Origin of the sequence: Streptomyces sp. NBC_01264, from assembly GCF_026340675.1 — a bacterium.
Taxonomy (GTDB): Bacteria; Actinomycetota; Actinomycetes; order Streptomycetales; family Streptomycetaceae; genus Streptomyces.
The window spans coordinates 5,794,420-5,807,179 of the sequence record NZ_JAPEOX010000001.1; the positions used below are offsets into that span (position 1 = coordinate 5,794,420).

Annotated in this window: 8 protein-coding genes; all 8 read left to right on the forward strand. The window is 65.8% G+C overall.

Annotated features, from left to right (window positions below):
* Positions 1-101: 101 nt before the first annotated feature.
* Positions 102-536, forward strand: coding sequence for a 50S ribosomal protein L11 (gene rplK, locus OG435_RS27215; protein WP_266880601.1), 435 nt, complete (start codon positions 102-104; stop codon positions 534-536).
* An 86-nt stretch (positions 537-622) separates the two neighbouring features.
* Positions 623-1,351, forward strand: coding sequence for a 50S ribosomal protein L1 (gene rplA / locus OG435_RS27220; protein ID WP_243333339.1), 729 nt, complete (start codon positions 623-625; stop codon positions 1,349-1,351).
* Positions 1,352-1,518: 167 nt separating this feature from the next.
* Positions 1,519-2,391, forward strand: coding sequence for an LppX_LprAFG lipoprotein (locus tag OG435_RS27225; protein WP_266880602.1), 873 nt, complete (start codon positions 1,519-1,521; stop codon positions 2,389-2,391).
* Positions 2,392-2,446: 55 nt separating this feature from the next.
* Positions 2,447-3,265, forward strand: coding sequence for a hypothetical protein (locus OG435_RS27230; RefSeq protein WP_266880603.1), 819 nt, complete (start codon positions 2,447-2,449; stop codon positions 3,263-3,265).
* Between the two features lie 363 nt (positions 3,266-3,628).
* The gene (gene rplJ / locus OG435_RS27235) at positions 3,629-4,159 is read left to right on the forward strand and encodes a 50S ribosomal protein L10 (protein ID WP_215023401.1); all 531 of its coding nucleotides are present in this window, start codon (positions 3,629-3,631) and stop codon (positions 4,157-4,159) included.
* Positions 4,160-4,269: 110 nt separating this feature from the next.
* Positions 4,270-4,653, forward strand: coding sequence for a 50S ribosomal protein L7/L12 (rplL, locus tag OG435_RS27240; protein WP_266880604.1), 384 nt, complete (start codon positions 4,270-4,272; stop codon positions 4,651-4,653).
* Positions 4,654-5,241: 588 nt separating this feature from the next.
* Positions 5,242-8,724, forward strand: a complete 3,483-nt coding sequence (gene rpoB / locus OG435_RS27245; protein ID WP_266880605.1) for a DNA-directed RNA polymerase subunit beta — start codon at positions 5,242-5,244, stop codon at positions 8,722-8,724.
* 97 nt (positions 8,725-8,821) lie between these two features.
* On the forward strand, positions 8,822-12,721 hold the full coding sequence (locus OG435_RS27250; protein WP_243333344.1) for a DNA-directed RNA polymerase subunit beta': 3,900 nt from the start codon (positions 8,822-8,824) through the stop codon (positions 12,719-12,721).
* The last annotated feature ends 39 nt before the right edge of the window (positions 12,722-12,760 follow it).

Here is a 12,760-nt window from a genome sequence, read left to right on the forward strand (position 1 = left end):
GTTTTCAGCCTCGCACCGATACCCGTTATCGTAGTGCGGTATGCCTCCATCCGGATGACCGGATTGGCGGCGAAAACTCTCACTAGGACCCGGAGAGAGCAATGCCTCCCAAGAAGAAGAAGGTCACGGGGCTTATCAAGCTCCAGATCAAGGCCGGCGCGGCCAACCCGGCTCCGCCGGTCGGCCCCGCGCTCGGTCAGCACGGCGTCAACATCATGGAGTTCTGCAAGGCCTACAACGCCGCGACCGAGTCGCAGCGTGGCATGGTCGTGCCGGTGGAGATCACGGTCTACGACGACCGCTCCTTCACCTTCATCACCAAGACGCCGCCGGCCGCGCGCCTCATCCTGAAGAGCGCCGGCGTGGAGAAGGGCTCTGGCGAGCCGCACAAGACGAAGGTCGCGAAGCTTACGCGTGACCAGGTTCGCGAGATCGCCACGCTCAAGATGCCTGACCTGAACGCCAACGACATCGACGCGGCCGAGAAGATCATCGCCGGCACCGCGCGTTCGATGGGCATCACGGTCGAAGGCTGATTCAGCCACCCCAGCACCACAGTGGTAGGGCCAAGCGCTGGTCCGCACCACGACTCCACACCTGAAGCCACAACACAGGAGCAGAAGTGAAGCGCAGCAAGACTCTCCGCGCTGCGGACGCCAAGGTCGACCGGGAGAAGCAGTACGCCCCGCTCGAGGCCGTCCGTCTCGCCAAGGAGACCTCCACCACGAAGTTCGACGGCACCGTCGAGGTCGCCTTCCGCCTGGGTGTAGACCCGCGCAAGGCCGACCAGATGGTCCGCGGCACCGTGAACCTCCCGCACGGCACCGGCAAGACCGCCCGGGTCCTGGTCTTCGCGACCGGTGACCGTGCTGCGGCCGCGGAAGCCGCCGGCGCCGACATTGTCGGCGACGACGAGCTCATCAACGAGATCGCCAAGGGCAACCGCCTCAACGAGTTCGACGCCGTTGTCGCCACGCCGGACCTCATGGGCAAGGTCGGCCGCCTCGGCCGCGTGCTCGGTCCCCGTGGCCTGATGCCGAACCCGAAGACCGGCACCGTCACCATGGACGTCGCGAAGGCTGTCACCGAGATCAAGGGTGGCAAGATCGAGTTCCGCGTCGACAAGCACTCGAACCTGCACTTCATCATCGGCAAGGTCTCCTTCTCCGATGAGCAGCTGGTCGAGAACTACGGCGCGGCCCTGGACGAGATCCTTCGTCTGAAGCCGTCCGCCGCGAAGGGCCGCTACATCAAGAAGGCTGCCCTCAGCACCACGATGGGTCCCGGCATCCTGCTGGACTCCAACCGCACCCGGAACCTCCTCGTCGAGGAAGACCCGGCCGCGGTCTGACCGATCCGGGCCTGACGGCCCGCTGAAGTTGCCCGAACGGGCCCTTCGCCCCCTTTCCCGGGGGAGAAGGGCCCGTTCTGCGTTGCACACCGGAAATCGCGAAGTGACCGGACTACCAACCAGTAGGGTCGGATCACCAGAAACGATCACATCAGGGGTGGGGACTCTTGTTCGCGTACCGCAACGACAACCGTAAGAAGACCGCCGGGGCCGCGCTGGCCGCCGTACTGCTCGTGGCCGGAGCCACGGCGTGCGAGAGCGGGCAGAAGGACGGCACCGGGAAGGCGGCGGCCTCCCAGGGCTCCGCGAAGGGCGCCGTGGAGGTGACCCCGGCCGCCTACCTGGAGAAGGTCAAGGCGAAGTCGGAGGAGATCACCTCCCTGCGCTACTCGATGACGGGCACCGCGCAGGGCGAGCAGTTCTCCGGAGACGTGTCCATGCGGCTCAAGCCGTCGGTGGCCATGTCGATGAACATGGCCACCTCGGGCGAGGGCGGGCAGAAGGCCGAGATCCGGCTCCTCGACCAGGTGATGTTCATCGGCTCCGAGGGCAAGTGGATCAAGTTCGACACGAAGAGCCTGGACCCGGTCATGGCGGAGCAGCTGAACAGCGCCGGCGGCACGGCGAGCAAGACCGGCGAGAACCCCGGCGACCGGGCCGGTGAGCTCCTCAGGGCCAAGGACCTCAAGCTCGTCGGCGAGGAGACCATCGACGGGGTGAAGACCAAGCACCTCAGCGGCACGGTCACCCTCGACGAACTGAGGGCCGCGCTGGCCTCCGCGACGCCCGAGGCCAAGAAGCGTCAGGAGCAGTCCGTCACGGCTCTGGAGGCGCAGGGCGTGAAGAGCCTGGCCCTGGACATGTGGATCGACGCATCGGACCACACCAAGCAGGTCCGTACCCGCGCCGACGCGGCCAAGGGTCCGATGGACACGACCATCAAGTTCCTGGACTACAACCAGCCGGTCGAGGTGGCCGCGCCGCCCGCCGACCAGGTCGTCGACCTCGCCGAAATGATGAAGGGCTCGGGCGGAAGCTGACCCCCGGGTCAGGCGCGCACGAGGAACAAGGTCTTCTTCCATGGGGGAGCACGTAATGAACAAGAGTGTCCGGATGCGGAGCGGTGCCGCCCTGGCGGGCGTCGCACTGCTCGTGAGCGGTCTCGCGGCATGCGGCGCGGACGGGCCCGCCACGGGCAAGGGCGGTGGCTCCGGGACGAAGACCGAGGCGGCCGGGCCCCCGAAGCCCGAGGAGGCGGTGAAGGCGGCCTACCTCAAGACGGTCGCCGCCAAGTCCGCCAAGGTCGAGCTGACGACCACCGACCCGGCCGGCAAGATCTCGGGCCAGTCCGGGGCCAAGGGCTGGTACCCGTACAGCCACGACATGCTGCTGAAGCGCGACGGAGCCGACAAGCGGTCGGTCATGATCGGCGAGGTCATCTGGACCAAGCTGGACAAGCCCCTGAAGGGCAAGTCCTGGATGAAGATGGACCTGGCCGCGGACGGGAAGAAGACCGCGCGGCGGGGCGAGGACCCGGCCGAGTACCTCGCGATGCTCCTCGGACAGGACACCGTCCGCTACGTGGGCGCCGAGCAGGCCGACGGGATCGAGACCCAGCACTACAAGGCGATCCTCACCGGCCCCGAGCTACTGAAGGCGGACGAGGCGACGAAGGTCATGGAGGAGAAGAACCGCCAGTACCTCCACGAAGCGGTCAAGGAGATCAAGGAGCTCCGCGTCGACGTGTGGATCGGCAAGGACGGCTACCCCGTCCGCTACGAGTCCACGGAGACGGGACCCGAGAACGGTCCCCTGCAGACGAAGGCGACCTTCTCCGCCTTCGGTACGGCTCCCGCGGTCACTGAGCCGCCCGCGGGGGACACCGTGGACTTCGACGAAGTCATGGGGCGCTGAGCCCCGGACAGGGGCCCTGGCAGGGGATCGGGCCGCCAGGGCCCCGGCGGGTCCGACGGCGCCGAGGGGGGTCCCGAGGGGGGTCCCGAGGGGGGCCCGACGAGGTCCCCGAGGGGCGGATTTGCTCCTCATCGGGTGGTTCCCGTACTCTTCCGGAGAAGCCAAAGACCGCTGGTCGTTGCCGTGCCCGCGAGGGTGCGGTGGCCGAAGGATCCGCTAACTGCGGACGTCCTGCGCAGGTGTTCAAGGAAAGTTCCCGAAACTCGCTTTCGGTTGAGCTACGCCCTGGCGCCTGCGCCGGGGCGTTTCGTGTTTATGCCCCTTCTGAGCGGTCCTCATCACCCGGAAGGAGGCCGACGCACTATGCCGACGCCCAACAAGGCTGCCGCGGTAGCCGAGCTCACGGACCAGTTCCGCGACTCGAACGCCGCCGTGCTGACCGAGTACCGGGGTCTCACCGTCGCGCAGCTCAAGACGCTGCGTCGCTCTCTCGGTGAGAACGCCCAGTACGCCGTGGTGAAGAACACGCTGACCAAGATTGCGGCCAACCAGGCCGGGATCACCGCGCTGGACGAGCACTTCGCTGGTCCCACCGCGGTCGCCTTCATCACCGGTGACCCGGTGGAGTCGGCGAAGAGCCTGCGTGACTTCGCCAAGGAAAACCCGAACCTCATCATCAAGGCGGGTGTCCTTGATGGTAAGGCGCTCACCGCCGATGAGATCAAGAAGCTTGCGGACCTCGAGTCCCGCGAGGTTCTGCTCAGCAAGCTGGCCGGCGCGTTCAAGGGCAAGCAGTCTCAGGCTGCCTCGCTCTTCCAGGCGCTGCCGTCGAAGTTCGTCCGCACTGCGGAAGCGCTTCGCGTCAAGCTCGCCGAGCAGGGCGGTGCCGAGTAATTCGGCTCGCGCACTGATCCACGCCGCCTAGTGCGTGGGTCAAAGCGGGCCGTTACGCCCGCCTCTATATACATCCGGCACCTGCCGATTTAGTGGAAGGATCGCCCATCATGGCGAAGCTCAGCCAGGAAGACCTGCTCGCTCAGTTCGAGGAGCTCACCCTCATCGAGCTCTCCGAGTTCGTGAAGGCGTTCGAGGAGAAGTTCGACGTCACCGCCGCCGCGGCCGTCGCCGTTGCCGGCCCCGCCGCCGGTGGCGCTGCCCCCGAGGCCGCTGAGGAGCAGGACGAGTTCGACGTCATCCTCGAGGGTGCCGGCGACAAGAAGATCCAGGTCATCAAGGTCGTGCGCGAGCTCACCTCCCTGGGCCTCAAGGAGGCCAAGGACCTCGTCGACGGCGCTCCGAAGCCGATCCTCGAGAAGGTCGCCAAGGAGGCCGCTGACAAGGCTGCCGAGTCCCTCAAGGCTGCCGGCGCGTCTGTGACCGTCAAGTAACACCTCTGGGGCCCTTCTGGGACCCATTCCAAGGGCGATCACCCGTAAGGGTGGTCGCCCTTTGGCGTACCCGGAGTGCCTGACTTGCCCCAGTCTCGTTGGGGAGTAGGGTGATCTTCGTTGCTCTGCGGCAGGGTCCTTCGATGATCCGCTCGGAGCAGGGGGCCTTGACGAACTGGACGCGGCGCGCAATTCTCAGATCCGTCGTGAGATCGGCAGGCCCGATCCGAGATCCGAGGCATGGATCGGGTCCGTATCGGGCATGGATCGACTACGAAGAGGGCAGTACTGCTACGCGCTCCGTATGCGAGCCGAGCGGGACACGCGGTTGTTTCAACGACATGGGGAAGGCCTGTTGCCGGTTTCCGGAAACCTGGTCTGGACATCAGTGAGCCTAGTGGCTACACTGACCCTTTGCGCTGCCTGTTAGCTGCCCCCTGCCCGTCGCCAGGGGCATGCCCACGCATGAGCACACTTGATTGAACGGCCCTGAGCTGGTCCTTTTGACCAGATGGGGGGCGCTTGTCTTCTGTGTCAGCTGGGACCGGTACGCGCGTAGTGAGTCCGAGCCCTCGGAAGGACCCCCTCTTGGCCGCCTCGCGCAACGCCTCGACCAATACGAACAACGGTGCCAGCACCGCCCCGCTGCGCATCTCCTTTGCAAAGATCAAGGAGCCCCTCGAGGTTCCGAACCTCCTGGCGCTGCAGACCGAGAGCTTTGACTGGCTGCTCGGTAACGCCGCCTGGAAGTCTCGCGTCGAGTCGGCGCTTGAGAGCGGACAGGACGTTCCCACCAAGTCCGGTCTGGAAGAGATCTTCGAGGAGATCTCGCCGATCGAGGACTTCTCCGGGTCGATGTCGCTGACGTTCCGCGACCACCGTTTCGAGCCGGCGAAGAACTCGGTCGACGAGTGCAAGGACCGCGACTTCACGTACGCGGCGCCGCTTTTCGTCACTGCCGAGTTCACGAACAACGAGACCGGAGAGATCAAGTCTCAGACGGTCTTCATGGGCGATTTCCCGCTCATGACCAACAAGGGCACCTTCGTCATCAACGGCACCGAGCGTGTCGTCGTGTCGCAGCTTGTCCGTTCCCCCGGTGTCTACTTCGACTCCTCCATCGACAAGACGTCCGACAAGGACATCTTCGCCGCCAAGATCATCCCTTCCCGGGGTGCCTGGCTCGAGATGGAGATCGACAAGCGCGACATGGTCGGTGTTCGCATCGACCGCAAGCGCAAGCAGTCCGTCACCGTCCTCCTGAAGGCTCTCGGCTGGACCACCGAGCAGATCCTCGAGGAGTTCGGCGAGTACGAGTCCATGCGCGCCACCCTGGAGAAGGACCACACCCAGGGGCAGGACGACGCGCTGCTCGACATCTACCGCAAGCTGCGTCCGGGCGAACCGCCGACCCGCGAGGCCGCTCAGACGCTGCTCGAGAACCTCTACTTCAACCCGAAGCGCTACGACCTCGCGAAGGTCGGCCGCTACAAGGTGAACAAGAAGCTCGGCGCGGACGAGCCGCTGGACGCCGGCGTGCTCACCACCGACGACGTCATCGCGACCATCAAGTACCTGGTCAAGCTGCACGCCGGTGAGACCGAGACCGTCGGTGAGTCGGGTCGTTCGATCGTCGTCGAGACCGACGACATCGACCACTTCGGCAACCGTCGTCTGCGCAACGTCGGCGAGCTCATCCAGAACCAGGTCCGTACGGGTCTGGCTCGTATGGAGCGCGTCGTCCGCGAGCGGATGACGACCCAGGACGTCGAGGCGATCACGCCGCAGACCCTGATCAACATCCGGCCGGTCGTCGCCTCCATCAAGGAGTTCTTCGGCACCAGCCAGCTGTCGCAGTTCATGGACCAGAACAACCCGCTGTCGGGTCTCACCCACAAGCGCCGTCTGTCGGCGCTTGGCCCGGGTGGTCTGTCCCGTGAGCGGGCCGGCTTCGAGGTCCGAGACGTTCACCCGTCGCACTACGGCCGCATGTGCCCGATCGAGACCCCTGAAGGCCCGAACATCGGTCTGATCGGCTCGCTCGCGTCCTACGGTCGCGTCAACGCGTTCGGTTTCGTCGAGACCCCGTACCGCAAGGTCATCGACGGTGTCGTCACCGACGAGGTCGACTACCTGACGGCCGACGAGGAAGACCGCTTCGTCATCGCCCAGGCCAACGCCGGCCTGTCCGACGAGATGCGCTTCACGGAGAACCGCGTACTGGTTCGCCGTCGTGGCGGCGAGATCGACTACATCGCCGGCGACGACGTCGACTACATGGACGTCTCCCCGCGCCAGATGGTGTCCGTCGCCACCGCGATGATCCCCTTCCTGGAGCACGACGACGCCAACCGTGCCCTCATGGGCGCGAACATGATGCGCCAGGCCGTTCCGCTCATCAAGGCGGAGGCGCCGCTCGTCGGCACCGGCATGGAGTACCGCTGTGCGGTCGACGCCGGTGACTCGATCCGTGCGGAGAAGGACGGTGTCGTCCAGGAGGTCTCGGCCGACTACATCACCGTCGCCAACGACGACGGCACGTACACCACGTACCGCGTCGCCAAGTTCTCCCGCTCTAACCAGGGCACCTCGGTCAACCAGAAGGTCATCGTCAACGAGGGTGACCGGATCATCGAGTCCCAGGTCCTCGCTGACGGGCCTGCGACCGAAGAGGGCGAAATGGCCCTCGGCAAGAACCTGCTCGTCGCGTTCATGCCCTGGGAAGGTCACAACTACGAGGACGCGATCATCCTGTCGCAGCGCCTCGTACAGGACGACGTCCTCTCCTCGATCCACATCGAGGAGCACGAGGTCGATGCCCGTGACACCAAGCTGGGCCCCGAGGAGATCACCCGGGACATCCCGAACGTCTCCGAGGAGGTCCTGGCGGACCTCGACGAGCGCGGCATCATCCGCATCGGTGCGGACGTAGTCGCCGGCGACATCCTGGTCGGAAAGGTCACGCCCAAGGGCGAGACCGAGCTGACCCCGGAAGAGCGCCTGCTCCGCGCGATCTTCGGTGAGAAGGCCCGCGAGGTGCGTGACACCTCGCTCAAGGTTCCTCACGGTGAGATCGGCAAGGTCATCGGTGTCCGCGTCTTCGACCGCGAGGAGGGCGACGAGCTTCCCCCGGGCGTGAACCAGCTGGTCCGCGTCTACGTCGCCCAGAAGCGCAAGATCACCGACGGTGACAAGCTCGCCGGCCGCCACGGCAACAAGGGTGTCATCTCCAAGATCCTTCCGATCGAGGACATGCCCTTCCTTGAGGACGGCACGCCGGTCGACATCATCCTGAACCCGCTGGGTGTCCCGTCCCGAATGAACCCGGGACAGGTCCTGGAGATCCACCTCGGCTGGCTCGCCAGCCGCGGCTGGGACGTCTCCGGCCTCGCGGAGGAGTGGGCCGAGCGACTGAAGGTCATCGGCGCCGACCGCGTCGAGCCCGGTACCAACGTCGCCACCCCGGTGTTCGACGGTGCCCGTGAGGACGAGATCTCCGGCCTCTTCGAGCACACGATCCCGAACCGCGACGGGGACCGCCTGGTCCTCCCGTCCGGCAAGGCGCGTCTGTTCGACGGCCGCTCCGGCGAGCCGTTCCCGGAGCCGGTCTCGGTCGGCTACATGTACATCCTGAAGCTCCACCACCTGGTCGATGACAAGCTCCACGCTCGGTCGACCGGTCCGTACTCGATGATCACGCAGCAGCCGCTGGGTGGTAAGGCGCAGTTCGGTGGCCAGCGCTTCGGTGAGATGGAGGTGTGGGCGCTCGAGGCTTATGGCGCCGCTTACGCCCTCCAGGAGCTCCTGACCATCAAGTCCGATGACGTGACCGGCCGCGTGAAGGTCTACGAGGCCATCGTCAAGGGCGAGAACATCCCCGAGCCGGGCATTCCCGAGTCCTTCAAGGTGCTCATCAAGGAAATGCAGTCGCTCTGCCTCAACGTGGAGGTGCTGTCCTCGGACGGCATGTCCATCGAGATGCGCGACACCGACGAGGACGTCTTCCGCGCGGCGGAGGAGCTCGGTATCGACCTGTCCCGGCGCGAGCCGAGCAGCGTCGAAGAGGTCTGACGGGCCTGACGGGGGGCTCGCTCAAGAGCCCCCCGTCATCCCCGGGACCGTTCAGACCATGATTGAGACTCGACCCCGAAAGAGGGATTGACGCACAGTGCTCGACGTCAACTTCTTCGACGAGCTGCGGATCGGCCTTGCCACCGCGGACGACATCCGAACCTGGTCCCACGGCGAGGTCAAGAAGCCGGAGACCATCAACTACCGCACCCTCAAGCCCGAGAAGGACGGACTCTTCTGCGAGAAGATCTTCGGTCCGACCCGGGACTGGGAGTGCTACTGCGGTAAGTACAAGCGTGTCCGCTTCAAGGGCATCATCTGTGAGCGTTGTGGCGTCGAAGTCACGCGCGCCAAGGTGCGTCGCGAGCGGATGGGCCACATCGAGCTTGCCGCTCCCGTCACCCACATCTGGTACTTCAAGGGCGTTCCGTCGCGTCTTGGCTACCTGCTGGACCTCGCGCCGAAGGACCTCGAAAAGGTCATCTACTTCGCCGCGTACATGATCACGTTCGTGGACGACGAGCGCCGCACCCGCGACCTCCCGTCCCTGGAGGCGCACGTCTCCGTCGAGCGCCAGCAGATCGAGAACCGACGCGACTCGGACCTCGAAGGCCGCGCCAAGAAGCTCGAGACCGACCTGGCCGAGCTCGAGGCCGAGGGCGCCAAGGCCGACGTACGCCGCAAGGTGCGCGAAGGTGCCGAGCGCGAGATGAAGCAGCTCCGTGACCGCGCCCAGCGCGAGATCGACCGCCTCGACGAGGTGTGGGCCCGCTTCAAGAACCTCAAGGTCCAGGACCTCGAGGGCGACGAGCTGCTCTACCGCGAGCTGCGCGACCGCTTCGGTACGTACTTCGACGGCTGCATGGGCGCCGCGGCGCTCCAGAAGCGTCTGGAGTCCTTCGACCTCGACGAAGAGGCCGAGCGCCTCCGCGAGATCATCCGTACCGGCAAGGGCCAGAAGAAGACCCGTGCGCTCAAGCGCCTCAAGGTCGTCTCCGCGTTCCTGCAGACCAGCAACAAGCCCAAGGGCATGGTTCTGGACTGCGTGCCGGTGATCCCGCCGGACCTGCGTCCGATGGTGCAGCTGGACGGTGGCCGCTTCGCGACCTCCGACCTGAACGACCTGTACCGCCGCGTGATCAACCGCAACAACCGTCTGAAGCGCCTTCTCGACCTCGGTGCCCCCGAGATCATCGTGAACAACGAGAAGCGCATGCTTCAGGAGGCCGTCGACGCACTCTTCGACAACGGTCGTCGTGGTCGTCCGGTGACCGGTCCCGGTAACCGCCCGCTGAAGTCCCTGAGCGACATGCTCAAGGGCAAGCAGGGTCGATTCCGTCAGAACCTTCTCGGCAAGCGCGTGGACTACTCCGCGCGTTCCGTGATCGTCGTCGGTCCCCAGCTGAAGCTGCACCAGTGTGGTCTGCCCAAGGCCATGGCGCTGGAGCTCTTCAAGCCGTTCGTGATGAAGCGCCTGGTCGACCTGAACCACGCGCAGAACATCAAGTCGGCGAAGCGCATGGTCGAGCGCGGCCGCACGGTCGTCTACGACGTGCTCGAAGAGGTCATCGCCGAGCACCCGGTTCTGCTGAACCGTGCGCCCACGCTGCACCGCCTCGGCATCCAGGCCTTCGAGCCCCAGCTGGTCGAAGGCAAGGCCATCCAGATCCACCCGCTCGTCTGCACCGCGTTCAACGCGGACTTCGACGGTGACCAGATGGCCGTGCACCTGCCGCTTTCGGCAGAGGCGCAGGCCGAGGCCCGCATCCTGATGCTGTCCTCGAACAACATCCTGAAGCCGGCGGACGGTCGTCCCGTCACCATGCCGACCCAGGACATGGTGCTGGGTCTGTTCTTCCTCACCACCGACGGCGAGCTCCGTGACGTCAAGGGCGAGGGCCGCGCGTTCGGCTCGACCGCCGAGGCGACCATGGCGTTCGACAACGGTGAGCTGGCTCTCCAGTCGGCCGTCGACATCCGCTTCCCGGTGGGCACCATCCCGCCGCGCGGCTGGGTGGCGCCGATCGCCGAAGAGGGCGAGCAGGAGTTCCAGCCGGGCGACAGCTTCCGTCTGAAGACGACCCTGGGCCGCGCGCTCTTCAACGAGCTGCTGCCCGAGGACTACCCGTTCGTCGACTACTCGGTGGGCAAGAAGCAGCTCTCCGAGATCGTCAACGACCTGGCGGAGCGCTACCCCAAGGTCATCGTGGCGGCGACGCTCGACAACCTGAAGGCGGCCGGCTTCCACTGGGCGACCCGTTCGGGCGTCACCGTGGCCATCTCCGACGTCGTCGTGCCCGAGGCCAAGAAGGCCATCGTCAAGGGCTACGAGGAGCTGGACGAGAAGGTCCAGAAGCAGTACGAGCGCGGTCTGATCACCAAGGACGAGCGCACGCAGGAGCTCATCGCGATCTGGACCAAGGCGACCAACGAGGTTGCCGAGGCGATGAACGCGAACTTCCCCAAGACGAACCCCATCTTCATGATGGTTGACTCGGGTGCCCGAGGAAACATGATGCAGATGCGACAGATCGCCGGTATGCGTGGTCTGGTGTCGAACGCGAAGAACGAGACCATCCCGCGTCCGATCAAGGCGTCCTTCCGTGAGGGCCTCACCGTTCTGGAGTACTTCATCTCCACGCACGGTGCCCGTAAGGGTCTGGCGGACACCGCCCTGCGTACCGCCGACTCGGGTTACCTCACCCGTCGTCTGGTGGACGTCTCGCAGGACGTCATCATCCGCGAGGAGGACTGCGGCACCGAGCGCGGCCTGAAGCTGAAGATCGCCGTTCGCGGCGAGGACGGCGTGCTGCGCAAGGCCGACGACGTCGAGACCTCGATCTACGCCCGCATGCTGGCCGAGGACGTCGTCATCGACGGCAAGGTCATCGCGCCGGCCAACGTCGACCTCGGTGACGTGCTCATCGACGCCCTGGTCGCCAACGGCGTCGAGGAGGTCAAGACCCGCTCGGTCCTGACCTGTGAGTCCGCGGTCGGCACCTGTGCCTTCTGCTACGGACGCTCGCTCGCCACCGGCAAGCTGGTCGACATCGGTGAGGCGGTCGGCATCATCGCCGCCCAGTCCATCGGTGAGCCCGGTACCCAGCTGACGATGCGTACCTTCCACACCGGTGGTGTGGCCGGTGACGACATCACGCAGGGTCTGCCGCGTGTCGTCGAGCTCTTCGAGGCCCGTACCCCGAAGGGTGTCGCCCCGATCTCCGAGGCCGCCGGCCGCGTGCGGATCGAGGAGACCGAGAAGACGAAGAAGATCGTCATCACGCCCGACGACGGCAGCGAGGAGACGGCCTTCCCGATCTCCAAGCGCGCCAAGGTCATCGTCGGCGAGGGCGACCACGTCGAGGTCGGCCAGAAGCTGACCATGGGTGCCACCAACCCGCACGACGTGCTGCGCATCCTCGGTCAGCGTGCGGTCCAGGTCCACCTGGTCGGCGAAGTCCAGAAGGTCTACAACTCGCAGGGCGTGTCGATCCACGACAAGCACATCGAGATCATCATCCGGCAGATGCTGCGCCGCGTGACGATCATCGAGTCCGGCGACGCGGAGCTCCTGCCGGGCGAGCTGGTCGAGCGGTCGAAGTTCGAGACCGAGAACCGTCGTGTGGTCACCGAGGGCGGTCACCCCGCCTCCGGCCGTCCGCAGCTGATGGGTATCACCAAGGCCTCGCTCGCGACCGAGTCCTGGCTGTCGGCGGCGTCCTTCCAGGAGACGACCAGGGTTCTGACGGACGCGGCGATCAACGCCAAGTCCGACTCCCTGATCGGCCTCAAGGAGAACGTCATCATCGGTAAGCTCATCCCGGCCGGTACGGGCCTCGCCCGCTACCGCAACATCCGGGTCGAGCCGACCGAGGAAGCCAAGGCCGCGATGTACTCGGCCGTCGGCTACGACGACATCGACTACTCGCCCTTCGGCACCGGCTCCGGCCAGGCTGTCCCGCTGGAGGACTACGACTACGGCCCGTACAACGGCTGAGCTCGTTAGCTAGTACGAAGAAGCCCCCCGCCGCTCCGA

Bases quoted from the DNA above. Each gene is read 5' to 3' on its own strand.
- rplJ (WP_215023401.1), top strand. From the start codon at position 3,629: ATGCCGACGCCCAACAAGGCTGCCGCGGTAGCCGAGCTCACGGACCAG.
- OG435_RS27230 (WP_266880603.1), top strand. From the start codon at position 2,447: ATGAACAAGAGTGTCCGGATGCGGAGCGGTGCCGCCCTGGCGGGCGTC.
- rplK (WP_266880601.1), top strand. From the start codon at position 102: ATGCCTCCCAAGAAGAAGAAGGTCACGGGGCTTATCAAGCTCCAGATC.
- rplL (WP_266880604.1), top strand. From the start codon at position 4,270: ATGGCGAAGCTCAGCCAGGAAGACCTGCTCGCTCAGTTCGAGGAGCTC.